A 24,083-nucleotide genomic window follows, 5' to 3' on the forward strand; every position below is an offset into this window, starting at 1 on the left:
ACTCCTCTTCATCGCCGGGCAGGGCTTTGTCGCTATTCTGGTAGGCGTTGTCGTCGTCTTCTTCGGGAAGCGTTCCTTCTGTTTCCAAGTGTCCGGCGTCTCGTTTTCCGCGACTAGCTGTCTGGAAGAACCTTGTCGCCTTACAGGGCGTCCCAGTCCTGCTGTTCGATGGTCGGGGCCTCGATTTCGTCCTGCTGCAGGAGTCTTTGCTTGTCACCCGGTTCCACGAAGTTTCCAACGCTTGATGCTTCGTGCGCTAAAGCAGTCCACCCGGCCGGTTGTTCCGTGCTCTGGTCGGTCGGTGGAACGGCAAGGCTTCGACCGACTTATGGTAGGGAAGTCGGGGGTTTCATGCAGCGTAAACTCGACCTCAGAAGCGGAACTCCTGTCTGGTCTGCCTACCGATCGCCGTCCGTGCCCATAGGCCGACTAGCGCGCGACGTGAGGGCCGACGTGCTGATCGTCGGCATGGGGATCGGCGGCGCTACGATGGCCGAAGCGCTGGCGCGTGACGGCCTTTCCGTCATCTGCATCGACAGGCGTGGGCCTTTGCAAGGATCGACGGCCGCGACGACTGCATTGGTACAGTTCGAAATCGATCAGCCGCTGACGAAACTATCGAAGATGATCGGCGGCGCTGCTGCCGGGCAGGCATGGCGGCGTTCGCGGCTTGCTCTGTTCAACCTTCAAGGGCGGATAGCGGAACTCTGCATCCGCTGCAGCCAGATGAGTACCCAGTCACTTTACCTGGCTGGCACTACGCTCGGTCCAACGGACTTGCGCAAGGAAGCTGAGGCACGTCGGCGAGCGGGCATCGGCGCATCGTTCCTAGTCCGTGCAAAGTTGCGGGATGAATTCGGCATCGATCGTGGCGGCGCCATTCTCAGCCACGACAATCTGGCGCTTGATCCGCGAAAGCTTACTGCCGGCCTGCTGCTGGCCGCGCTCAACAGAAAGGCGCGCTTCTACGCTCCAGCCGAGGCGATGGCGATCGAGCACAATCGCCTTGGCGTAGCCGTGGTCACGCGCCTGGGGCCCACAATCACAGCCCGCCATCTCATTCTGACGACGGGCTATGAGCTGCTCGATGTCGTGCCGGCCGTCAGTCACAAAGTTATTTCGACATGGGCGATCGCGACCCGGCAACAACCAGCACAGATCTGGCCAGGCGCTGCTATGATCTGGGAAGCCTCCGACCCGTATCTCTATGTCCGCGCGACGGCCGATGGGCGTGTGATTTGCGGCGGCGAGGACGAGAATTTCACTGATGAAGAGCGCCGCAACGCACTGACGGACAAAAAGGCAGCGCAGCTCTCGAAGAAGCTCGAGCGGATTTTCCCTTTGCTCGACACCACGGCGGAGTTCGCCTGGAGCGGATCGTTCGGCGCGATAGGCACAGGGCTGCCGATCATCGGTGCATTACCTGACTATCCTCGCATACATGCGGTGATGGGCTATGGCGGCAATGGCATCCTCTTTTCACAGATCGCTTCTGAGATCGTCTCGGCGTCGATCAAGGGCGGAGAAGATACGGATGCGGACCTGTTCGCGTTCAAGGCGTGATTCCGGGATCACGGCCGACGCAATCACCGCCGCATGGCGAGGGCGCTTTGATCTCGGTCTCGTCGATTTGTTCGAATGTGCACTGGCGCGGCGCCTTGTCCGGTCGCCACCGTAAGAGCTTGGTTCCGTGCCGGAAGCGCTCGCCAGTGACGTGGTCGAAGCGCACCTCGACGACCAGTTCCGGCCGCACGGGCTCCCATTGCCCGCTGCGCTCGGTGCTCCAGCGGCTCGGACCGCCCGGCGCCTTGCCGGTGAAACCTGGCTCGTCGCGCAACGCCTCGAGCTTCTCCGTGGTCGCCGCACGCTCGTCATTGCCGATGGTCGCGGTGAAACCGACATGGTCAAGTAAACCGCGCTCATTATAGAGGCCAAGTAGCAGCGACCCGACCTGCCGCTTGCTGTTCAGGTAGCGAAACCCGCCCACCACGCAGTCGGCCGTGCGCAGCCGCTTGACCTTGACCATCGCGCGCTCACCCGGCTGATAGCGGTCGGCCAGCGCCTTGGCGACGACACCGTCGGTCGAGCCGTAACCAGCGCCTTGCAGCCATCGTTTTGCAGTCGCCAGCGTCGTAGTGGCGGGCGATAGTCGCAAAGAGTTCTTGTCTGCTTTCACCACGAAATCCTCGATTGCTGCTCTCCGCTCCACCAAGTCTTTCTCTATGAGGACCTTGCCGTCCGATGCGACGAGTATATCGAACAGGATCAACTGCGCTGGCGTTTCCAAGCTCAGCTTGCGGATTCGACTTTCCGCAGGATGCAGTCGCATCTGCAGCGCATCGAAGGAAGCATGCCCATCGACCTCAATCACGATCTCGCCATCGACAACGAAATTTTCCGCGTCGAGGTCACCCAACAGCGCTGTCAATTCCGGAAAATACCGTCCTAGCGGCTTCCCGGATTTTGCCCTGAGATCGACGACCTTGCCGCCCTTAAAGGCGAGGCAACGAAAGCCATCCCATTTCGGCTCATACTGCCAAGATCCATTCCCTTCCGGCAGCGCATCGGCTATCCGCGCCTCCATTGGAGGCGTGTCGAGAGGCAGAGGGAACCGGTTGCCGGATGCCTTTACCATCGTTCTTCGGTGTCGTGATGCGGCAGGTCGATGCCGAGGGCTGGGCTTGCCGTCGCCAGAAAGGCAGGCATCAATTGGGGAACTCTTCATCCAGGACTCGCAGACCCTCCTGGTATTTTGATGTCGCGGCTCCAATCTGGCGCGCCTGCCGAAGATTGTCGAGAAGGTCTGCGCGCTTGACCAGGAGTGCCAGCGGGTTGGCAGCTGCCCTGCGTATGAATGCGAGATCGTCTTCTCCGGATCTTCTGGTGAGCGCATCTACAGCCGATACAATCGATGGTCCGAGGCCGATCCTTTCGAGGCGATCGCGATTCCAGCCATCGCCCTTCTCCAAAACGTCATGCAGGTAGGCAACAGCCTTCTGATCAATCGTTTCGACGGCGTCGGCAACCCGGCGGCAATGTTCGATGAAGGGTTGTCCGGTCTTGTCTGTCTGACCGGCATGAGCCTGCTCGGCGATCTTTGCCGCACGATAAAGCACACTCATAGCTTCGATCCTGCATTTGCCTCTTGCATCTAACCGAGAATATGGCCGCTGGTTCCATACGCTGCGCGGCTCGCATCCTTCCAGGGCGAGCTGTCGTGTCCGTTGCAGGAACGAAGGCCAGTGCATCGCGTTTGTCGGCAGAGAGGGACCGGATGGGCAATGCTATGGTCAAACTTGAACGACGGCGGCTGGCCGCCGCGCTGATTGCGCGCGCGACGGGATCCTGATGTCTGCGCCGGGACTGGCCTATGGTCCGTTGGGTGACAGGTGCATGCATGTTTGCGTCGACATGCAGGCGCCTCTTTGCCGAACCATCGCCTTGGGCGACGCCTTGGATCACCCGTGTCTTGCCGCGGATCGAAAGTCTTGTCGAACGACGCGCCGCCCAGACCGTATTTACCCGTTTCCTGCCAGCTCGCAAATCAGGCCAAGGCATCGGCACCTGGAGGCGCTACTATCAACGTTGGGCGTCAATGACCCTCGGGGAGATTGGCGTCGAAATGGCCGATCTCCTGCCGTCGCTGGCGCGGCACTGTCCACCCGCAGCCATTATCGACAAGCACATCTACTCGCCGTGGTTCGAGGGCAAGCTCACGAGTCTTCTCACCGAGAGGAAGACTGACACGTTAGTGATCACCGGCGGCGAGACCGACGTATGTGTGCTCGCCACCGTATTGGGAGCCATCGACTTCGGCTTCCGTGTGGTGCTGGTCACCGACGCGCTGTGCAGCTCGTCCGACGCCACGCATGATGCGCTGCTGACGGTCTATCACCAGCGGTTTGCACAGCAGGTGGAAACGGTGGAAATGGAGACGATCCTATCAAGCTGGACTTGATGCAAGAGTCGACATTCCGCCTGCCAGGCTCATTGCGAAACGTCTGGACACGTCAGTGCTTCGTCGAGCCGCCGCGATATCGGCGAAAGACGTGTCGACAGTGCGCAAGGGCGCTTGGAGTGTCCAGATCGGCCCCTTGACTGTTGAAATCCAGTTGTCGGGTGCCGCTAAGCGCCTGCGCAGTGACCCGGTTGAGGACTACAGATCCGAAACACGTCACGTGAACGCGTCCAGACTCGGTTCGCCCAGTTCGCGCTACAGGCGACCGAGGAAAACCAGGATAATGATGATCAGCAACAGCAATCCCAGGCCACCGCCCCCATAGTAGCCGGTGCCGTAAAACGGACTACCACCGAGGCCGCTGAAACCGCCAAGCAATAGAAGAATCAGTATAACTATCAAAATTGCGCCGAGACTCATGGGACTTTCCTCTCTCTGTTTGCGCGCTCGTGCACCCTTAGGGCACTGCTCCACTGTTGATCAGAATATTAACTCGGAAAGGGCTCTCCTGTTCCGGCAAACCCGGCCGGACGCAGCGCTTATAGCTGGCCTCGTCGTCCGTTATCCGCCCAGATGGCACCAGCGGCCAACGTGAACGCGCACGCTCCAAAGGGAGCGACGACGAACATGGCGTTAGGCGATGACGTCAGTCAGTCTGAACGGAACAAGCAAAGGACCATGGTCGTCAGAACGAAATAAAACCGGGAGGACTTGATGAACGGCTAGCTCGGCCGCCAATGTATAAGAGTCAGCCAGTTTACCTCGGGACAGCAAGGGTGCGCTCAACGGGGGCGCCTCTCTGCCGTACGCCTTGTATCAAGCGCTGGTAATTCTTGTCGCCCCAGATTGCGACCCCGCCTCTAATTCCCTTCGGTCGCCGTTCCAACGCTGCTGGATCGTGCGCACAGCGCTACTCGCGCGCTTCGCTTTACGACCCGATCGTGGAGCGTCGTCAGCCTTACGGCGTGATAGACTGCGCTCCGTTGTTGGCCTTGCATGTCAAATGTCGGAAAGATCATGGCGCCGTATCCCCTCAATGCGCGCTTGTGGGGGCACCATTTTCAAAAGTCGCCGCCGAGCTGCTTTCGCACGCGCTTGCCCGGCCCGGATGCGGCTGCAAAGCGCCAGACTGACCGCAGCCCGTGGTTGTCGTAGAGCAGGCCTTTGCCTGCTTAAGGGAGTAGTTCGGCTCGCTTCGCGCGCAGCCTTGCGACTGCCATTTCCAGGTTCAAAAGTTCAACCATTCTTCGTGCATCCTCGATTGCTGTCCCTTCGGTTAGAAAACCTTACTTTCCGCTTAGGTTCCGCTTGCCGCGAGGGGGGCGGCACGGCATCCCTCATACCGTGCGCGGGATTGGATGGTTCCGAAAGTGACCACGACACCAAACGCGGATTTAGAAGGGCGCTGTTTGTCCAGTCGACAGCACTGATTCGTTTCAAGAACAGCACCGGCGCCAGCCTGACCGATCAGGCCCATGTCGAGCACACTAGGAACCGTTTCCCCGTTCTCCAGTTTGGAAACTGAAGGGATATTTCCCCAATAGGAGATCAGCATGAAACGGCTTCTTATCGCGTCAGCCATGATGGCGTTGTCAACCACCGGCCTCGCTTTCGCGCAGTCGAGCAACTCGACGAGCGGATCCTCATCCACTACGACAACAATGCCGACAGACCAGAATACGGATTCAACAACCACCAAGTCGACCAATCCGAATTCGGCGAAGGACTGCGCGCCCGGCCAGCAGACCGGGAGTGCGAAGCAAGCGGCTCCCGGCCAGCAGGACACCGATGCCAAGACGGCGGCGCCGGGCCAGATGAAAACGACGTCAGAAGGGTGCTAATTTGCAATCAGCGCGCTTTAGCGATTGCAAATCGGATGGCGGTTGGTTTCTTGCGCGGCTGCCTAGGAGCGCACTGCGTCGGGCGCCTTCGAGCACGGCCCAAGTTGCCGAACTGGTTCGGCGGCTCGGGCCGGACCAGCCATGCCTACATTGGGATCTGATTAGGGTGATCTTGTGGCCACGAATGCCGCGGCGCCGGCCGGGACGATCGGAACCTGCAGTTCACCAATCACGCGTTGGCGCCGGAGCAGCGGAAGGGCTGGACCCTTGTACCCTACTCTTTCATCTCAAATCCGGTTGCTAGCCCTGCCAAGACCATGGCCGACAATTCGCGGGACCGCTCTATGAGCCGGCGGTTCGTCTCGATGAGCTCCTGAGTTTCCTTAATGCGGCTGAGGCTTTGCCGCTCCCTTTCATCGAGGTGCTTAACTAGCTTTTCGGAGTCGTTGATCTGTCGCAGACGATGCCGCCTCAAATAAAGCAACGGGACGCCTAGAAACCCGCGAGGCGGGAAACTGTTCCCTCGCATGACGAACGATGATCGCGGCCAAGCGCCACGACACTGGTCATCGCACTGGCGGCCGACGTATACTGTTGGGAAATGGGTACTTGAAAACGTCGGCCGCCGGCACTCGGGCGGGTACGCCATATCGGTGGCGCATACTGAGGTTCAGGCGTGATCGGGTCGCCTTCAATCAGATTGGCGGCTTATGGTGAACAAGCGGTTACTTTCCACAGGTGCGGCCCCTAGTCCTAGTCAGGTGTAGCGGGACGGCGATTCCAGCTTCTGACGGCGTGCAATTCATCGATGCAGATCGGGCCGAATGCGCCGCAGTCATCGCGTCTCATCACAATGCGCGTTTCGGCAGTGTGCAAAACGGGCAGGGAACTGCGGTCACCGCGCCGAACGCTTTTTGCCGTTTCTGTTCACCGGGCTCGCAGCAGGTTTTCGGCCGAGCCCGCTCGACTTCGCCAGGATAGATCGTTGGGCTGCATAGTTCGGCGCCACCATCGGATAGTCGCGTGCCAGCGCCCATTTCTGTCGGTACTCATCTGGGGTCAACCCGTAGTGGACACCAAGATGGCGTTTCAACGATTTGAACTTCTTCCCGTCCTCGAGGCAGATGATGTAGTCGGGGAACACCGATCGCTTCGGATTGACCGCGGGCTCCTGGATCGGCTTCGCCGGCTCGCCGGGCTGCCCAATCTTCGCCAACGACGAATTCACGCTCGAGATCAGGTCGGGAAGAGACGCAACCGGCACTGGGTTGCTACTGACATAGGCCGAGACAATATCGGCTGTGAGCTCAATAAGCTGGCTCCGGTCGTTCTCAGTGTCTTCTGACATGCAATAATCCCTGTTTCGCTGCGATAGTTGACCCCGATATGCCATTCGGGACGGAGTCGCCAGCAACTCTTGGTAAGTGGAGCCGGGGCAGGGGAGGCCTAGAAGTAGCGCCGGTGCCGACGTATCGCGCTGGTGCTGAATCCTACTTGGGTCATGGAGGAGGCGGGACTGCGGTGATGAACTACGTTCCTTCACATTGGATCAAAGCTATTAGGCAGCTGGATCACAGCGGAGTCCTTGGCGCTAAAAGTAACGATATTTCCAGATAAAGACTGTGGCTTTTCCCATCCCCAAAATTTCTTGATGCAATCCCATTAGCTAAATGGCAGGGTGGATTGGGGAAATAGGGCGGGGGGCGCCTATGAATGCAAGCATGAGCCAAAAGCTGGCGAGCTACGGTCAATGGACGTACCGTGGCGCTTGGGCACTTGAGATCACAGCGTCAATCATCGGTCTAGCTACAGGCTTAATGCTGGGCGCACAGGCCTTCGAAGCAAGCCAATCCGCCACCGCAATGGATCTGGTTTTGGCGAGCGCTCCGTTCTTCATCGTCTCGATCGCCGAACTTACCAAGATCCCAATAACCACCCTGTTGTACAGCGCGACCTGGTTCTGGAAGCCTGTGCTCCTCGTATTCCTTCTTCTACTTGCCGGCATCACGTTCGAAACGGTTCTGCTTGGTCTTGAGCGCGCTGGCACCCTGCGAGAGCTGCAATACGAAGAGATAGCCGACCAAATCGATACGCTCACCCGCGAAAATGCAAAGCTGACCGCCTCGGACGACGCGGCAAGCCAGACAGATCAGGTCGCCAAAGCGAAAGCTGATCTCGAAGAGGTTGGGGCGCTTGCCGACAAGGCACGAAAGGAAATTCAGGTCCGTATCGGGGATGTCGACGCGGAACTTCAGGCCACAACTGCTCTGACACCCGAGGCAGCCAAGGCGAGAGAACAGCTCAAGGAGCAGGACCAAAGGCGTACCGATCTGGTTGCAGAAAGGGACAACCGGGTCAAACAAGCCGTTGAGGAATTCGAACGCCAAAGAGACAGCTACGTCGACCGAATCAAGGATGCGCGGGAAGGCGGCGATGCCGCGTCCGCAAAGCGTTGGGAAGACGAGATTGGAAAGCTTGCCAATCCACGTTCGAAAACTGAAGCAAAATACGACTCGCAACTCCAAGCGCTCGATCAGCAGATCGTAGCTGCGCGAGCTGAATTCGACCGCCTAAGGCTGCAAAGTCCAAAAATGACGGATCAGCAGAGGCAGGTGCTACAGAATCGACACGCTGATCTCGAGAAATCATTGGATGAAAATTCGGCCGATTGGGAGCGGCGCCTAGCTCAAGCGCGCGAAGACCTGTCTGCGGCTCAGGTAGCTGAAGCGGCCGAGGGAAAGGTGATTTCGGCAAACCAATCAAGGCGCGACGAGCAAAGCAACTCAGCGACCTGGAGAAAAAGCGAATACCTCTGGCACGGACGGATCAGATACGACGAATTGCAGCCCGTTGGTATGGTGAAAAGCCGGAACAGGTAAGTGAGCCGGAGGCCGGAAAAGTGGCGGCCATCTGGTTTGGGTCACTGGCGGTTATCGCCGGGCTTGCCGGACCGATCACGGCAATGGTGGCACTAGGATTGCAGCGCATTGCCACCCAGGCAGAATCACGCTCGGAAAATCGGTTGTCGCGATTGGTCAGACGCATGCTTTTGAGATGGCGCTGGCGTCGGGTGCGGACAATCAAGATGCCCGTCGAAGTGCCAGTGGATAGGGAGGTGGAAAAGCGAGTCGAGGTGCCGGTCGAAAAGGTAGTGAAGGAAATCCTCGATGTTCCGGTCCTTACCGACGATCCCGATGCACTACGGAGGGCGCTGAATGAGGATCTTCCGGCCGAAGTCGTCGATCTGGTTCAGGTAGCAGCTAAGGGCGGTCGCAAGCGTGCTGGTCCGGCATAACACAGCGCTTCTCGAAAAGGCGGTCGACCTCGTCGTCAAGCAAGCGGCTATTCCTACCCTGGAGGCTGAGGCCGCGGCCTATGACAGAATGGCCCGCGCAAATGCTTTTCGCAGGATAATGACGGGCTTGGCCGTGGCGGTCGCTGCAGTCGGCATCGGCTATGGAGCGGCCTTGTTCTTCGGCAGAGAAGCCAAGCTGCCACATGTCGTGGTGGACAAGCCGCTGGACAAGCGCGCAGACAGGATCGAACCGCCCGACACGACGACCCAACCGAAGTCGGACCGGCCCGCTTCGATTCCGGAAGCAAAGCCAACCAATCCTTCGCCCGGTCCGCTGGCTGATGGTAATGACAAGACGACGGTGGATTTCAATAAGTTCCTAACTAGGGAAATTGACTTCGAGGGCGCCCACTGGACACTCACGTCCGGGCATTATTTCAGCGAAGAGAACGACCCCACTTGGGATCGGGCGTGGTGCTATACCCGTCGGCTCATGAATGGTGTTGATGTGAACGCCGACCTTGTGACGAGACCCACACCGACCGCTGTGCCCCAGGCGCCCATTGCGTCGCCTGCGACTCTTGCGTCCATTGGGTTGAATGACAGTTCCGCGATGGAGCTCGCTGCGAAATGCGCCTGGCTTGATGGCAAAACCTTCAGCGCTGCTGAGTATGAGCCACCGGCTGGTCGGGCCGAGGCCGCCAAAAAGCTGATTGTGCAGGATGGCTGGGATGCGATGGGGTTTGATCTTCCTGGAATGCCGCTCATGAACGTCTCGTTCGACCAATGCCAGACGAGGTGCGAAGGTGATGACCAATGTCAGGCCATCACCTATGACAAGAAACATTCCGCCTGCTTTATGAAAAGCGATGCGTCGATCTTGGTGAGGGCTTCAGACGCCGCGGCAGGGGCAAAACCCTCGGTCGCTAGCAAAGTCCAGCTTTCAAGTCTCGTCTTTTACAAGAACACTGTTGTCGTTGGAGACTCATACTCGAACGAGCCAGGCAGCTACGCCAATTGCGTGTTGGCCTGTGCGGCTGATCAGAAATGCCTTGGCTTCAATTTCGACAGTCCGAACAATATGTGCGCTATGCTGGACCAGGTGACCTCGCTATCGGTCTTTAAGGGCGTGCAGTCCGGATCGAAGGCGACTGGAAACCAATGATCCATCGGTCTTGTGATCAATGCTCAAATCGGCGCATTCAGGACTAACGATTAACTCCAGGAGCTGACCGGCATAGCGGTCGGTGTTGGAGTAACAACAATACGGTGAGGGCATGGCTAGAATCAATGGAGAGCGTCTGACGCATCGGAACCCGTTGGTACGCATCTCATGACGTTCGACAGTGGCAAGCCCGATTTGCTTGGCGGCGGAATATTCACCCTTCCCGAGACCGCAGAGCTAGTAGAGGCGCCTCAAGGGTCTGTTCGGATTTGGGTGAACGGAAGGAAGGGGCGTCAACAACCCGTCATCGAAAATCAGCTGGGGCGAGTAGCTGGCAAGGTGGCGATCAACTTTACCAATTTGATGGAACTCCGATTCGTGGCGAGGTTTGTCAACAACGGCGTTCGCCTGAATGAAATTCGATCAATCATGCAAGAGGCGAAGGATACGTTGGCCCATCCGCACCCTTTCGCGACGCGCATCGTGTTCCAGACAGACGGTAAGAAAATCGTAGCAGCGATAACTCGGAAGCATGGTGTTGAACTTGTCTATGAGGATCTGAAGTCCAAGAATTTTGAGATGCCGGTTGTCGTCATGCCGTCACTCAAAGAGGACGTTGTGTTCGATCCGGCCGGCAACATGGTCGCTTGGTATCCTCGGAAGGAGATAGCCCCAAGTGTTATCGTCCATCCGCGCTTCTCGTTTGGCCGCCCCACTCTTCAGGAAAGCCACATCCCAACAGAAAGGCTAGCCCACGCCGTCAAGATAGAGGGCAGTGTGGGCGTGGTCGCAGACCAATTTGAAGTATCCGAAGATCAAGTCAGCGAGGCTGTGCGCTTCCAAGCTGACTTGCGGCAGGCGGCTTGAAAGTCGCGTTTGACGAAAACATGCCGGCCGCAATGGTGCGGGTCTTCAACCTATTCCATCAAGAACGAAGCTTGCGGCACATAGTCCAAGGCGTCGAGATCGAACGCGCTAAGGATTACACGCCCGACCCGAAAGACACCGACCACAAGCCTAAAACGGATGTTCCCTGGATAAGGCGGTACGCCGCGGCCGGTGGACGCATTATTGTTTCGGGCGACGTTAGAATGTCTTCCGTCCCGCATGAGCGCTTAGCACTTGTCGAAGAAGGCATGATTGTCGTTTTTTTCGCTCCCAAATGGGACAATTGGCAGTTTTGCCGAAAGGCGGCGCTATTGCTGCATTGGTGGCCGACAATCCTGGCTCATGTTCGAAAATCGGCACCCGGCTTCTTTGCCGTGCCATGCGCATGGCCCGACGAAGGCGAAGGCGAGCTGCGCGAGATTTCGACAGACGACAGGAAGCTTATCAAAATCCAGCGGCAGATTGCTGAGCGTGAGCAGAAGCGACAAGCCCGAAAGGCAAAGCGAGAGAAGGCCACTTCTGCTAGCCAAATGGGAATGTTTAACGAAACTCAGGATGACGGCAATTGAGGTCCACAGCCTTTGCAGTCTTAGAGGGGTAAAAAGGGTTGGCCTCGCTTCTCGGTCTAAGCTCTGCACGCTCGAGCTGGGTTAAACATTGGCCGAATCTTCGCCATGCCAATGAGAGAACAAAACGCGAAAACGTTACACAGATGTAGGCTCCAAGTGCCCCAGAAATGGGGTCGCGTTCCCCAAAAAACCCAATTAAAGCAGCCCCTATGGAGTTCCGATCGGGGCCTCCATATCCTCTACCGCTGATGTCTGAGAAATTGAACAGCGATCGCTAAACTGGTTGCTGCCGACGGCTTCCGGCCAGGGTCACAAGGCGGATCGCCAGTTCGAGTCACAGAAACAGCTGCGGTTGCGAGCTTGGGGACTGACGTTCTTCCACCTTCAGGCGTGTGACGTGGTTACCGACCTGCCGACGAGCGCCTGAGGGGCGCCGGAATCCTAGTGCTGAGAAAAAAGCTCCCGCGACGGCGTTTGTGCGCGATTGGTAGCGATCGGACATGGACAAAGGAGCTTCTATCTTAGACCGGATCACCGATTAGGGTGCGGGCACGGAAAGGAATTCCGCAATGATCGTAATGAGCTTTTCGCCAGGTGCGGGCGGCTAAGTGCTTATGCCATCAGGGGTTGGCACTATTCTCGACCGCACCAAATCTCCCCCGAGATATCGCTTTGGTCGACTGACGGACGAGCAGGGTTCGTCACTGCCTGCCCGGCAATGCGACGTCGTTCGCAGCGGACGTACCAGAGCGAAGGCGCGTCCAGCCGATTGGCTCACCGCTATGGGCAGAAACCCGCGCCTACCCCGTCCAGCCAAGGCCAGCGGAGATGCAATTGATCGACACAAGCAGGGCATCGGTCGCCCGTTTCTGATCCGCCGTGCCGGTATTTGCCCGAACTTCGCGCAGCAGATGGGCCTGCAGCCGGTGAATGTCATCCATCTGTCGCCGCAGGTTGTCGAAACGCCGCTTGAACATCGGAAAGCGCGCGGAAAGATCGCCGCCCGTGAGGTCGCCGATCAGGCGCCGCGTCAGCTCGTATTCGGCGGCGACACGGGCGTGGATTCGGCGGGCCGCATCGCTGTCGGATACCAGGCTCGCGTAGAGCTGCGCGATCTCCATGTCGGCCTGGTAGAGCGTCTTCTCGGCCTCATCGACGATCAGGCGGAAAAAGCGCGAGTGCTCGAACATGCGAGCCAGAAGCTCGCGCCCGGCCTCGCCGCGCACCGTGACGAAGGAGCTCAGCGCGCTGCCGATGCCATACCAGCCGGTCAGCAGATGGCGGTTCTGGCTCCAGGCGAACACCCATGGAATGGCGCGCAGGTCGGCAATGCCGCTGGCGCCGAAACGGCGATCCGGCCGTGAACCCATTTTCAGGAGCGCCAGTTCGGCGACGGGGCTCGCCTGGTTGAAATAATCGAGGAAGCCGGGCTCGGCCATCAGCCCTGCATAGGATGCCTGCGACATGCCGGCGAGCGCTTCCAGCGCTTCGTCGAACTCGGGTGTCGTCTCTCCGTCGGCGGGCGATCCGACACTGTGGGCCAGCACACCGGCGGCGAGGATCTCGAGCTGGTTTAGGCCCGTGCCGCGATTGGCGAATTTCGACGACACGACCTCGCCCTGCTCGGTCACCCGCATGGTTCCGGTGACAGTGCCTGCCGGTTGCGCCGCGATCGCCCGGCCGGTCGGCGCGCCGCCGCGGCTGACGGAGCCGCCGCGACCGTGAAAGAAGCTGATCCTGACCTTGTGCTTGCGCCCGACGGCAGCGAGGCGCTTTTGCGCTTTTGCCAGTTCCCAATTGGAAGCGAGGAAACCGCCGTCCTTGTTGGAATCGGAATAGCCGAGCATGATTTCCTGGCGGGCGCCGAAATCTTGCGTCGTCCGCCTCACCAGGGAAACGCCGAGCAATCCATTCAGGATCCCAGGGGCAGCCTGCAGATCGGCGATGGTCTCGAACAAAGGCACGATCCGCAGCCTGATTGTGCCGCCGCCATCGGGCGCGGTTGAAAGTCCGCAATATTGCGCCAGCAGATAGACGGCGAGCAGATCGTCGGCCGAGCGGGTCATGCTGAGAATGAAAGAGCCGACAGCGTCGGCATCCGAGCTTAGGATGTGATCGCGAATGACGGAGAATGTCGAAAGCAGTTCAGATGCGTCAGGCGAGAGCCGGCCTTCGTCGATCTCCAGCCGCTCGCCCTGGCTGAGGCCCGCGCGAATGCGCGCCGACCATTGCGGCGTGCCGGCCGCGACTGGATTGGCGGGATTTGTCAGCGCAAACAGCTCGGCCAGCACCCGGTTGACGACCGTGGAGTTCTGCCGGATGTCGAGCGAGACCGTGCGGAAGCCGAAGCTTCCGACCTGCCAAAGCAGGGGCCGGACGAAACGCTTGGCAACCGCGCGCCCTCCGATCGCTTCGAGAACTGAAGACAGCGCGCTGAGATCGGCACGAAACGTCTCTGCAGAGAGGTATGCCGCCGTACCGCCGTCCCGCGTGGCCGCCAGCCGGGCAAGCATGGCCGAAGCGAACTGACGAAGCGGTTCGTCAGGGTTGCGGGCGGCGATCGCCTGCGCCTGTCCGCTTCTATCAAGCGCCGTTTGCAGCACCGGCTTGAAGCCGGCGGGCAGGTCGATGACGTTCGAGCTGGCGCTGAGCACACTCACCAGCCGCTGCACCTGCGCCAGATACCAGGCTGCGGCGGTATTGCGGTATTCGGACAGGGCATGGGCGGTGGCTGCCGCCGTCACATTTGGATTGCCGTCGCGGTCGCCGCCGATCCACGAGGCATAGCGCATGAAGGAGGGAATCCTGATCGGCTCTCCCGGATAGTGACGTTCGAAAGCGCTTTCAAGCTTGTCATAGAGCTGCGGCGTTGCCTCGAAGATGACTTCGCGAAAGAAATGCAGGCCCCAGGCGATTTCGCCTTCGACCGTCGGACGCTCCAGTCGCAATTCGCCCGTCATCCACAGAAGCTCGATCTCGCTTTCCAGATCGGCGACCAGCAGGTCGCGTTCGCGCGGCGCCCAGCGCGGCTGGTCGAGCTCGGTCAGCTTGCGATAGATGCGGCGGTGGATCTCCAGCACCGTGACGCGCTTGGCCTCCGTCGGGTGCGCGGTCATGGTCGGCCCGACGGATAGCTCGTTCAGCGTCCCTTGGACTTGCTCCGCGGAATGGCCGTTCGCCGCCATCTGTGCGATCACGCTGGCGAAGGACCCGGGCACTTCGTCGGCACCCGCGCCCTGTTCGAGCTCGCGACGCCCCCGCATGGCGAGCAACTCGTCGACAATCGTCAGCAACTGGAACCATACGCCGCTCGCCTGGAGCGCCGGGATGCGCTGCGCCGCCGCAAGCGAGACGAGCGACCTGCGTCCGGTCAGGATGGCGGCGATTTCCGGCTCGCGCGCGCTCGCAACCCGAAGCAGCAGCCGCAGTAAAAGGCTGCGCTCGTCCTCACGAAACCTGATGCGTCTGCTCTGTTCCAAACCGCTTTTCCTGATCCGTCCGCATCGATTGCCGCCGCGTCCTGGATTGAGGCCGGGCCGGCTTTCAGGCGACCCGGTCGGGGACCGGACGACCCTCGAAGAAGGCGGTCAGGTTCTCCACCACCTTCATGCCCATCGCCACCCGCGTTTCCTCGGTCGCGCTGCCGAGATGCGGCAACAGAACGACGTTCTCCAGCAGTTTCAGCGCCTCCGGAACGGCCGGCTCGCCGTCAAAGACGTCGAGGCCCGCACCGGCGATCTCACGCCTTTCCAGTGCGCCGATCAGGGCATCCTGGTCGACGACATCGCCGCGCGCCGTGTTGATCAGAAAGGCGCTGCTTTTCATCGACCGCAGACGTCGGGCATCGATGAGATGGCGGTTTTCCGCGCCGCCCGGACAGTGCAGAGACACGAAATCGGATGCCGCGAGCACATCCTCCAGAGCTGGCATCTGCACCGCGCCCATAGCGCGCGTCTCGTCATCATCGACCGGTGACCGGTTGAAGAAGACGATCTTCATGCCGAAGCCGAAATGCGCCCGCCTGGCCGTCGCCTTGCCGATGCGGCCCATGCCGACAATACCCAGGGTCTTGCCCGACACCCTGGCGCCGGCCATGTGGGTCGGCGACCAGCCGCGCCACTCTCCGGCTCGCAGCTGCCGCTCGCCTTCACCGGTCCGGCGCGCGACCGCCAGCATCAGGCTCAGCGCAAGGTCGGCGGTGCAATCGGTCAGCACCCCAGGCGTGTTGGTCACCACGATGTCGCGGTCGCGGGCCGCCGCGACATCGATGTGGCTGAAGCCGACGCCGAAATTGGCGATGATACGCGTGCGGGCAGCGCTGTCGGGAAACACCGTGGAAGGCAAACGGTCGCTGACCGTTGCCAGGATCGCGTCGAAATCCGAGAACGCCGAGGTCATTGCGGCAGGACTAAGCGGCGCATCGCTGGTATTGAGCGTGGTGTCGAAGCGCTCGGTAAGGATCGCCTCGACGGCGGCCGGCCATCTGCGGGTGACAATCAAACGCGGTTTCATCGAATTCTCGCCGATCAAGGGGTCGCCGCCATGCTCGCGCCGACCCAGACGTCATATGTTGCGGGCTATGCGGGTCGTCACGCAGCCTTCTTCGTCCGCGCCAGCGTGTCGGCCACGACCTCGCCGAAGGAGGCCGGGGTGGGCACGATGACGACGCCGGCTTCCTTCAGGATCTCGACCTTCTCCTGCGCCGACTCGCCGAAGGCCGAGATGATGGCGCCGGCGTGGCCCATGCGGCGGCCCTTCGGGGCAGACAAGCCCGCGATGTAGGCGATCAGGGGCTTCCTCATATTGTCGCGCGCCCAGATCGCGGCTTCGGCTTCCTGCGGTCCGCCGATCTCGCCGATCATCACCACGGCGTCGGTCTCGTCATCCTGCTCGAACAGTTTCAGGATGTCCTTGAAGGACGAGCCGTTGATCGGATCGCCGCCGATGCCGACGCTGGTCGACACGCCGATGCCGAGCGCCTTCATCTGCGAGGCCGCCTCATAGCCCAGCGTGCCGGAGCGGCCGACGATGCCGACGCGTCCCGGCAGATAGATGCTGCCCGGCATGATGCCCATCAGCGCCTGACCGGGCGTGATGACGCCGGCGCAGTTCGGCCCGACGAGGCGCATGCGGTCCTCGAAGCGATAGCGGCGCATGTAGCGCTTAACCTGCATCATGTCCTGCGAGGGGATGCCGTCGGTGATGCAGACGCAGAGCTTGATGCCGGCATCCGCCGCCTCCATGATCGAATCGGCGGCGAAGGGCGGCGGCACGAAGACGATGCTGGCCTCCGCGCGGGTCTCGCGCACCGCGCCCTTGACGGTGTTGAAGACGGGCAGGCCGAGATGGGTCTGGCCGCCCTTGCCGGGGGTGACGCCGCCGACCAGCTTGGTGCCGTAGCGCTTCATGTCCTCGGCATGGAAGCTGCCGATCTTGCCGGTGAAGCCTTGCACGATGACGCGCGTTGAGCGGTTGAGCAGGATTGCCATTTCTTCGACCTCCCTCAGGCTGCTTTTTTCTTCTTGGCGGCCGCGCGCCAGGCGGCGACGGCCTTCTCGGCGGCTTCGGCCAGCGTGTCGGCAACGATCACCTTCTCGCCGGACTCGGCCAGGATCTTGCGCCCTTCCTCAACCTTGGTGCCGGAGAGGCGCACCACCAGCGGCACGTCGACGCCGACCTCGCGGATCGCCTTGATGACGCCTTCGGCGACCCAGTCGCAGCGGTTGATGCCGGCGAAGATGTTGACCAGGATGGTCTCGACATTCTTGTCGCCGAGCACGGCGCGGAAGGATTTCGCCACCCGCTCCGGCGAAGCGCCACCGCCGATGTCGAGGAAGTTGGCCGGCTCGCCGCCGGCGATCTTGATCATGTCCATTGTCGCCATGGCGAGCCCGGCGCCGTTGATGATGCAGCCGATGTTGCCGTCCAGCCCGACATAGGAGAGGCCGCGGTCGCTGGCGAAAGTCTCGCGCGGGTCTTCCTGGCTCTTGTCGCGCAGCTCGGAGATTTCCGGGCGGCGGAACAGCGCGTTCTCGTCGAACGACATTTTTGCGTCGAGCGCCACGAGGCTGCCGTCGCGGGTCACCACCAGCGGATTGATCTCCAGCATCGAGGCGTCGTAGTCGCGGAACACCTGGTAGCAGCCGAGGATGGTCTCGGTCGCCTTGCCGATCAGGTTGCTTTCGAGGCCGAGACCGAAGGCGATCTCGCGCGCCTGGAAGCCCTGCATGCCGACACCGGGATCGACGGTGGCGCGGATGATGGAATCCGGCTTCTTTTCGGAGATGTCCTCGATCTCCATGCCGCCGGCGGCCGACGCCACGATCATGACGCGCTCCTCCTTCCGGTCGAGCACGAAGCCGAGATAGAGCTCCTGCGCGATGTCGACCGCCTCCTCGAGATAGAGGCGCGAGATCAGCTTGCCGCGCGGGCCGGTCTGCTGGGTCACCAGCTTGCGCCCGAGCATGGCTTCCGCCGCGTTGGATATCTCTTCGTCGTTGGAGCAGAGCTTGATGCCGCCGGCCTTGCCGCGCGCGCCGGAATGAACCTGCGCCTTCAGCACCCATTTCGAGCCGCCGATCTCGCGTGCCCGGTAGGTCGCCTGCTCGGGGCTGTAGGCAAGCCCGCCGCGCGGCACATGCACGCCATGGCGGGCGAGCAGTTCCTTGGCCTGGTATTCGTGAATGTCCATCTTGTCCTCCCGGTCGTTCTTTAATGTGCCGCGCTATGCGCCTGGCCGGCGCGCTCGATCGCCTCGCTGACAACCAGCACGTTGCGCGCCATGCGTTCGGACGCCGCGTCGATCATCTTGCCGTCGAGCGCTGCCGCACCCTTGCCCTGCGCCTCCGCCTCCTTCAGCACCTCGAGGATGCGGCGGGCGCGCGTGACCTCCTTCTCCGGCGGCGAGAACACGTCGTTGGCCAAAGCGATCTGCGAAGGGTGGATCGCCCACTTGCCTTCGATGCCGAGTGCGGCGGCGCGCCTGGCGGCAGCCTTGTAGCCCTCGGGATCGGAGAAGTCGCCGAACGGCCCGTCGATCGCGCGCAGGCCGTAGGCGCGACAGGCGACCGTCATGCGCGACAAAGCGAAGTGCCATTGGTCGCCGGGATAGTCGGGATTCAGCCCGCCGATGTTGACGGTGCGCGCCTTGTTGCTGGCGGCATAGTCAGCGACGCCGAAATGCATCGCCTCCAGCCGGCCGGGCGTGGCGGCGATCGCCTCGACATTGGCCATGCCGAGCGCGGTCTCGATCAGCGCTTCGAGGCCGACGCGGGTCTTGAAGCCCTTGGCCATCTCGATCTGGTTGACCAGCGCTTCGACCATATAGAGGTCGGCCGGCACGCCGACCTTCGGCACCAGGATCGTGTCCAGCCGGTCGCCGGCCTGTTCCATGACCTCGACGACGTCGCGGTACATATAGTGGGTGTCGAGGCCGTTGATGCGCACCGAGACGGTCTTGCCCCTGGCGCGCCAGTCGATGTCGTTCAGCGCCTGGATGATGTTCTTGCGGGAGCGTTCCTTGTCGGGCGGCGCCACCGCATCCTCGATGTCGAGGAAGACGAAGTCGGCGGCGCTGTTCGCCGCTTTGTCGATCATCTCGGGGCTGGAGCCCGGAACCGCCAGCTCGCTCCGCTGCAGCCTGAGCTTCTTGAGGTGGTTGATGGTGTGGCTCATCGTCGGCTCCTCACGCTGCCTCGGCGACCGGCATTGCCGCGGTGCGCCGGAAATGGTCGATCGCGGCCGCCACGCCGGAGCCCGGCGCCAGGCGCACGCCGCAATCGAGCAGCGCCATTTCGGCGGCCGACAGCGAGGCGCAGACCATCACCTCGTTCAGCCAGCCGAGATGGCCGATGCGGAAGACCTTGCCGGCCACCTTGTTGAGACCGCCGCCGAGCGACGTCTGGTAGGTGCGGTAGGCGCGCTTGACGACGTCGGCGCTGTCGATGCCTTCCGGCACCAGGATCGCGCTGACCGTGTCGGAGTGCCATTGCGGCGCCTTGGCGCACAGCTTCAGCCCCCAGGCGTCGACCGCCTTGCGCACGCCTTCGGCGAGGCGGTGGTGACGGGCGAAGATGTTCTCCAGCCCTTCCTCGGCGATGAGGTCGAGCGAGGCGCGCAGGCCGCGCAGCAGCTGCGTGGCGGGCGTGTAGGGAAAATAGCCGGTATCGTTGGCGCGGATCATGTCCTCGAAGGAGAAGTAGCACCGCCGGTGGGTCGAAACCCGCGACGCGGCAAGCGCCTTCTTGCTGACCGACAGGAAGCCGAGGCCGGCGGGCAGCATGAAACCTTTCTGCGAGCCGCTGACGGCGCAGTCGACGCCCCACTCCTCCTGGCGGAAATCGATCGAGCCGATCGACGACACGCCGTCGACGAAGAGCAGGGCAGGATGGTTCGCGGCATCGAGCGCGGCGCGGCAGCCGGCGACGTCGCTGGTGACCCCGGTCGCGGTCTCGTTCTGGGTGCAGAAGACCGCCTTGATGCGGTGCGCCTTGTCGGCCCGCAGCCTTTCCGCGTAGAGGTCGAGCGGCACGCCCGTTCCCCATTCGCAGTCGATGACGTCGACGTCGAACCCGAGGCGCTCGGCCATGTCGACCCACAGATGCGAGAATTGGCCGAAGCGCGACATCAGCACCCGGTCGCCGGGGCTGAGCACGTTGGTCATGGCCGCTTCCCAGGCGCCTGTGCCTGACGAGGGGTAGATGAAGACGCGGCCGGTCTCGTTCTTGAACACGCGTTTGATGTCCTCGAACAGCGGCAGCGTCAGATTGGGGAAGGAGGCGGCGCGCATGTCCTCCATCGGCAGGTTCATCGCCTGCCGGACCTCTTCGGGAATGTTGGTGGGTCCCGGGATGAAAAGATGATTGAACCCAGCCATGCGCGAACTCCTCCGATCGTTTGGTATGGTGGAGGAAGTTTCGTTTCGATCGCGCCTCGCAACAACACCTTGCCGGGTAAGTTGTCGCCACGCGCGGGTAGGGGCGGACCTACCCGGCCCGCCTACCCGAAAGGCGATTTGGAACTGCGGCGCTTCTCATTCGCATAGAGCGCTACGGCCATGGCGCGGTTGCGCACGTCGAGCTTGTCGTAGAGATTCTTGAGGTGGTACTTCACCGTGTTCTCCGAGATCCCGGTCCGGGTCGCGATCTGGAGATTGGTCCAGCCGTCGGAAAGCACCGCAAGCAGCTCGCGCTCGCGCACGGTGAGCTGCGACAGCGGCGTGTCATTGACCTTGTTGATGTCGATGTAGGGGATGCAGATGCGCCCGTGCGCGACCGCGAGGATCGTCTCGAAAATGATCGGCGGATCGTCGAACTGGAAGCAGTAACCCTGGGCGCCGAGCCGCACGCACTGCTTCAGGATGCCGACGTCGTGGTCGTTGGAAAAGACCGTGATGCGCAGGTCGAGCTTGCGGCTCTGGACTTCGGCCAGGATGTCGGCGCCGTCCATGTCGGCGAGCTTCCAGCCGATGACGGCGACGTCGAACCCGGTGCTCTCCGCCAGTTCAAGGAATTGCTTGCCGCTCTGCACGGAACTCAGGAGCTCGAAACGCCCGTCGCATTCCAGCATCTCGCGGAGCGCCGATACAACGAGCGGATTGCGCTCGGCAACGACAACGCGCACGCGCCTCGAGCCAACTGTTTCGTTCGTTTTCCCCGACTCGAGGTTCAAGGCCTGCCGCTTGTCCTTTCGATCTCGCGCTTGCCGGCCGCTGCAGGCCTGCATCATGACAATTCTGCCCCAACCGTGAGGTGGCGCTCTTTCCGCAGCGACATGCTCTGTCGCGCCGGCTGAACCCGCAAAATGCCGCGCGACCCGCTTCAATTGCAGGCGTCACGAGCAGATTTCGCCGCAGATTCCGTACGCTAGGGCAATGTTTTGCCGAGACGAATCGCGTCGCGGCGCTATCTGCCGCACAGGCATCGGATTTTCCCGAAATGCGGTTTCCACTTTTCGGGATCATGCTCTAGACCTGATTCACACCCTTTCCGGATTCCTGTTGGCGGGAGGCGCTGGTGGAAAGCCAGGACAGACAGATGACCGGCGCCAAGACCGCTGAGGAAGGCGGCGCCGACATTTATGGCGAGGACGGCGCGGTCCGTGCTTCCTTCCTTGCGCAGATCGGCGCTGCCATCGCCGATCGCGACACGCTCTCCTTGAAACGCGAGGTCGACGACCTCCATCAGTCGGAACTCGGCGACCTGTTGGAAGCGCTCCACCCTGAGCAGCGCCGCGCGCTGGTCGACTTGCTCGGCTCCGATTTCGATTTCTCCGCGCTGACCGAGGTCGACGAGGCGATCCGTCTCGACATCGTCGACAATTTGCCCAACGAGCAGATCGCGCAGGCCGTGCAGGAGCTCGATTCCGACGATGCGGTCTACATCCTGGAAGACCTCGACCAGGAAGACCAGGACGAGATCCTCTCACAGCTGCCCTTCACCGAGCGCATCAGGCTGAGGCGCGCGCTCGACTATCCGGAAGAAACGGCCGGCCGGCGCATGCAGACCGAGTTCGTCGCCGTGCCGCCGTTCTGGACGATCGGGCAGACCATCGACTACATGCGCGAGGACAAGAACCTTCCCGACCGCTTCAGCCAGATCTTCGTCATCGACCCGAGCTTCAAGCTGGTCGGCGCCATCGATCTCGACCAGATCCTGCGCACCAAGCGCGCGGTGAAGGTCGAGGAGGTGATGCATGAGACGAAGCATGCCATTCCGGCCACCATGGACCAGGAAGAGGCCGCGCGGGAGTTCGAGCAGTACGATCTGCTGTCAGCCGCCGTGGTCGACGAGAACGACCGTCTTGTCGGCGTGCTTACCATCGACGACGTCGTCGACGTCATCCAGCAGGAGGCGGAGGAAGACCTTCTGCGCATGGGCGGCGTCGGCGACGAAGAGCTATCCGACACGGTACTGGCGACGTCGCGTTCGCGTGTGCCATGGCTGCTCGTGAATCTGGTCACGGCGTTCCTGGCGGCCTCGGTGATCGGCCTGTTCGACCGGACGATCGAGCATATCGTGGCGCTGGCGGTGCTGATGCCGATCGTCGCCGGCATGGGCGGCAATGCCGGCTCGCAGACCATGACCGTCACCGTGCGGGCGCTGGCGACGAAGGACCTCGATATCTACAACGCCGCCCGTATCATCCGCCGCGAGGTCGGCGTCGGCTTCATCAACGGCATCGTGTTCGCAGTGCTGATCGGCATGGTCGCCGGGATCTGGTTCCATGACCGCAATCTGGGCGGCATCATCGCCGCGGCGATGATCATCAACATGTTCGCGGCGGCGCTCGCCGGGATTCTCATTCCACTGCTGCTTGACCGCTTCAAGATCGATCCGGCGGTGGCTTCCGCCGTCTTCGTCACCACCGTCACCGACTGCGTCGGCTTCTTTGCTTTTCTCGGGCTGGCCACCTGGTGGTTCGGCATTCCCTAAAACAGTGCTACAATTGACTTTTACGTAAGTGCCGTGCGACGTTGCCTTGGGGTCACATGCCGACCGGCACATGACGGGGTTTGATCGGAGGAAGGGCGACGCTTCTGCGTGGCGATGCCTGGATGTTTGGGCGTGGGAGCAAGAATGCGGGAATATTACACGATCACCGAGCTGACGCGCGAATTCGACGTGTCGACGCGGACGTTGCGGTTCTACGAGGACGAAGGGCTGGTGCAACCGATCAGGCGCGGCCGCACGCGGCTGTTTCGCCCGTCCGACCGGCATCTCATCCGTCAGATCATGCGCGGCAAGCGCCTTGGCTTCTCGATCGCCGAAATCCGCGAAATCATCCAGATGTACAAGGAGCCGCCCGGCGAGGTCGGCCAGCTCAAGCTGATGATCAGGCGCATCGAGGAAAAGCGCGAGGATCTGCGCCAGAAGCGGCGCGACCTGGAGGAAACGCTGGCCGAGCTCGACCAGGCCGAGGAGTCCTGCGTGGAGCGGCTGGCGGAACTCGGCGTGAATACATAGCTCCGCTGACGGCCAAAGAATTCCACCAGGCCAACTGTCGCAAACGTTCGAGATTGGCCGAAGCTTTCGAACTTCGTCATCCTAGGGCGGAGCAGCCGCGAAGCGGCGTCGCGGAGATCCTGGGATCCATGCCGTTACCTCGATCGTAGAGTGAAGCGGAGCAGAATTCTGTAACCGCCACAACGCCTTAGCGTAACGGAATGGCAACTGTGTTCAGGCGAAGGCTGTTTTGTCGCGGATGATGGCGTTGAGGACGACCAGGAGCTTTCTTGCGACGGCGATGATGGCCAGTTTCTTGGAGCCTGAGCGGGCTGCGAGGTCGGTGTAGAAGGCTCTGAAGCGGTCACAGGTTCGGATGGCACTAAGTGCCGCCATGTAGAGGGCACGGCGCACACGCGATCGGC

General features: G+C 61.4%; 21 protein-coding genes and 2 pseudogenes. 10 read left to right on the forward strand and 13 right to left on the reverse strand.

The genetic code is table 11. The features are described 5' to 3' along the window. Positions 1-351 precede the first annotated feature (351 nt). Entirely contained in the window at positions 352-1,563 is a 1,212-nt protein-coding gene (locus EN874_RS31015) for an FAD-binding oxidoreductase (protein ID WP_127428684.1), read from the forward strand. Here EN874_RS31015 and EN874_RS31020 read toward each other — a convergent pair. Next, the gene (locus EN874_RS31020) at positions 1,553-2,635 is read right to left on the reverse strand and encodes an ATP-dependent DNA ligase (RefSeq protein ID WP_127428685.1); all 1,083 of its coding nucleotides are present in this window, start codon (positions 2,633-2,635) and stop codon (positions 1,553-1,555) included. The genes EN874_RS31015 and EN874_RS31020 overlap by 11 nt on opposite strands. Before the next feature lie 70 nt (positions 2,636-2,705). Beyond that, entirely contained in the window at positions 2,706-3,122 is a 417-nt protein-coding gene (locus EN874_RS31025) for an HD domain-containing protein (RefSeq protein ID WP_127428686.1), read from the reverse strand. Between the two features lie 226 nt (positions 3,123-3,348). Here EN874_RS31025 and EN874_RS31030 point away from each other — a divergent pair. After that, a pseudogene (locus EN874_RS31030) lies at positions 3,349-3,958 on the forward strand (isochorismatase family cysteine hydrolase). Positions 3,959-4,213: 255 nt separating this feature from the next. On the opposite strand, the gene EN874_RS31035 reads toward EN874_RS31030, so the two are convergent. Both EN874_RS31035 and EN874_RS33915 read right to left on the reverse strand, forming a co-directional pair. Further along, positions 4,214-4,378: a DUF3309 family protein gene (locus tag EN874_RS31035; RefSeq protein WP_127428687.1), complete on the reverse strand. Its 165-nt coding sequence runs from the start codon at positions 4,376-4,378 to the stop codon at positions 4,214-4,216. A gap of 877 nt (positions 4,379-5,255) precedes the next feature. Next, complete coding sequence (locus EN874_RS33915) at positions 5,256-5,513, reverse strand: hypothetical protein (protein ID WP_128261491.1); 258 nt, start codon at positions 5,511-5,513, stop codon at positions 5,256-5,258. Between EN874_RS33915 and EN874_RS33920 the strand changes: the two genes are divergently transcribed. After that, the gene (locus tag EN874_RS33920) at positions 5,512-5,799 is read left to right on the forward strand and encodes a hypothetical protein (RefSeq protein ID WP_128261490.1); all 288 of its coding nucleotides are present in this window, start codon (positions 5,512-5,514) and stop codon (positions 5,797-5,799) included. The two genes, EN874_RS33915 and EN874_RS33920, sit on opposite strands and share 2 nt — an antisense overlap. Positions 5,800-6,694: 895 nt before the next feature. On the opposite strand, the gene EN874_RS31050 is transcribed toward EN874_RS33920, so the two are convergent. Next, entirely contained in the window at positions 6,695-7,147 is a 453-nt protein-coding gene (locus tag EN874_RS31050; RefSeq protein WP_127428689.1) for a MucR family transcriptional regulator, read from the reverse strand. Positions 7,148-7,520: 373 nt separating this feature from the next. Between EN874_RS31050 and EN874_RS31055 the strand changes: the two genes are divergently transcribed. The 5 genes from EN874_RS31055 to EN874_RS31075 all read left to right on the forward strand — a co-directional run bounded on the left by EN874_RS31055 (position 7,521) and on the right by EN874_RS31075 (position 11,716). Further along, positions 7,521-8,678: a hypothetical protein gene (locus EN874_RS31055; RefSeq protein WP_127428690.1), complete on the forward strand. Its 1,158-nt coding sequence runs from the start codon at positions 7,521-7,523 to the stop codon at positions 8,676-8,678. 20 nt (positions 8,679-8,698) lie between these two features. Then, complete coding sequence (locus tag EN874_RS31060) at positions 8,699-9,094, forward strand: hypothetical protein (protein ID WP_127428691.1); 396 nt, start codon at positions 8,699-8,701, stop codon at positions 9,092-9,094. Continuing rightward, positions 9,078-10,259 (forward strand): PAN/Apple domain-containing protein, encoded by a 1,182-nt coding sequence (locus tag EN874_RS31065; RefSeq protein ID WP_127428692.1) that lies wholly within the window; start codon positions 9,078-9,080, stop codon positions 10,257-10,259. The genes EN874_RS31060 and EN874_RS31065 overlap by 17 nt, the downstream gene beginning before the upstream one ends. A gap of 168 nt (positions 10,260-10,427) precedes the next feature. Then, the gene (locus tag EN874_RS31070; protein ID WP_127428693.1) at positions 10,428-11,126 is read left to right on the forward strand and encodes a hypothetical protein; all 699 of its coding nucleotides are present in this window, start codon (positions 10,428-10,430) and stop codon (positions 11,124-11,126) included. After that, a complete protein-coding gene (locus EN874_RS31075) occupies positions 11,123-11,716 on the forward strand; it encodes a hypothetical protein (RefSeq protein ID WP_127428694.1) in 594 nt (197 codons plus the stop codon). Before EN874_RS31070 ends, EN874_RS31075 begins: the two co-directional genes overlap by 4 nt. 800 nt (positions 11,717-12,516) lie before the next feature. On the opposite strand, the gene EN874_RS31080 is transcribed toward EN874_RS31075, so the two are convergent. The 7 genes from EN874_RS31080 to EN874_RS31110 all read right to left on the reverse strand — a co-directional run bounded on the left by EN874_RS31080 (position 12,517) and on the right by EN874_RS31110 (position 21,337). Beyond that, positions 12,517-15,195, reverse strand: coding sequence for a phosphoenolpyruvate carboxylase (locus EN874_RS31080; RefSeq protein ID WP_127428695.1), 2,679 nt, complete (start codon positions 15,193-15,195; stop codon positions 12,517-12,519). A gap of 64 nt (positions 15,196-15,259) precedes the next feature. Then, positions 15,260-16,228 (reverse strand): D-glycerate dehydrogenase, encoded by a 969-nt coding sequence (locus EN874_RS31085; RefSeq protein ID WP_127428696.1) that lies wholly within the window; start codon positions 16,226-16,228, stop codon positions 15,260-15,262. 77 nt (positions 16,229-16,305) lie between these two features. After that, on the reverse strand, positions 16,306-17,205 hold the full coding sequence (gene sucD, locus EN874_RS31090; RefSeq protein WP_127428697.1) for a succinate--CoA ligase subunit alpha: 900 nt from the start codon (positions 17,203-17,205) through the stop codon (positions 16,306-16,308). Positions 17,206-17,219: 14 nt separating this feature from the next. Continuing rightward, entirely contained in the window at positions 17,220-18,407 is a 1,188-nt protein-coding gene (locus tag EN874_RS31095; protein ID WP_127428698.1) for a malate--CoA ligase subunit beta, read from the reverse strand. A gap of 20 nt (positions 18,408-18,427) precedes the next feature. After that, the gene (locus EN874_RS31100; RefSeq protein WP_127428699.1) at positions 18,428-19,390 is read right to left on the reverse strand and encodes a CoA ester lyase; all 963 of its coding nucleotides are present in this window, start codon (positions 19,388-19,390) and stop codon (positions 18,428-18,430) included. A gap of 10 nt (positions 19,391-19,400) precedes the next feature. Further along, entirely contained in the window at positions 19,401-20,591 is a 1,191-nt protein-coding gene (locus EN874_RS31105) for an aminotransferase class V-fold PLP-dependent enzyme (protein WP_126088623.1), read from the reverse strand. A gap of 122 nt (positions 20,592-20,713) precedes the next feature. Beyond that, the gene (locus EN874_RS31110) at positions 20,714-21,337 is read right to left on the reverse strand and encodes a response regulator transcription factor (RefSeq protein ID WP_127428700.1); all 624 of its coding nucleotides are present in this window, start codon (positions 21,335-21,337) and stop codon (positions 20,714-20,716) included. A 413-nt stretch (positions 21,338-21,750) separates the two neighbouring features. Between EN874_RS31110 and mgtE the strand changes: the two genes are divergently transcribed. Continuing rightward, a complete protein-coding gene (mgtE, locus tag EN874_RS31115; RefSeq protein WP_168247679.1) occupies positions 21,751-23,148 on the forward strand; it encodes a magnesium transporter in 1,398 nt (465 codons plus the stop codon). A 144-nt stretch (positions 23,149-23,292) separates the two neighbouring features. Continuing rightward, positions 23,293-23,679, forward strand: coding sequence for a MerR family DNA-binding transcriptional regulator (locus EN874_RS31120; RefSeq protein WP_126088626.1), 387 nt, complete (start codon positions 23,293-23,295; stop codon positions 23,677-23,679). 213 nt (positions 23,680-23,892) lie between these two features. Here the strand turns inward: EN874_RS31120 and EN874_RS33925 are convergent. Then, positions 23,893-24,083 (reverse strand): annotated as a pseudogene (locus tag EN874_RS33925) (IS110 family transposase); the annotation flags it as partial.

It is taken from the genome of Mesorhizobium sp. M1D.F.Ca.ET.231.01.1.1 (assembly GCF_003999155.2).
Lineage (GTDB): Bacteria > Pseudomonadota > Alphaproteobacteria > Rhizobiales > Rhizobiaceae > Mesorhizobium.